The sequence below is a fragment of the Alkalihalophilus lindianensis genome (assembly GCF_032843265.1).
Lineage (GTDB): Bacteria > Bacillota > Bacilli > Bacillales > Bacillaceae_D > Alkalihalophilus > Alkalihalophilus lindianensis.
Genome location: NZ_JAWJBA010000190.1, coordinates 1 through 286 on the forward strand (window position 1 = coordinate 1; position 286 = coordinate 286).

A 286-nucleotide genomic window follows, 5' to 3' on the forward strand; every position below is an offset into this window, starting at 1 on the left:
TCGTTAATGATGTCATGTGGCTATTTCAGATTATGTATTGGTTTAACCCATTCATATGGCATGCCTTAAAATGTATCCGAATCGATCGGGAATTGGCTTGTGATGATTCTGTTCTAAAACTCTTGGATGAGAGTGGATATCTCGAATATGGACATACAATCATTCATTTTGCAGATAAAAAAAATGCCCGATCATTTGATCAGTTTGCTCCAGGATTGGGGGGCACAAAGAACCAAATCAAACAAAGAATTTAGACGATTGCCCGCTACACTGGGGATTCTCAAAG

General features: G+C 38.8%; 1 protein-coding gene. It reads left to right on the forward strand.

Annotated features, from left to right (window positions below; translation table 11 throughout):
- Nucleotides 1-254: M56 family metallopeptidase (locus tag RYX56_RS21875; protein WP_317124054.1), on the forward strand; the 254-nt coding region annotated here is incomplete at its 5' end.
- Nucleotides 255-286 lie beyond the last annotated feature (32 nt).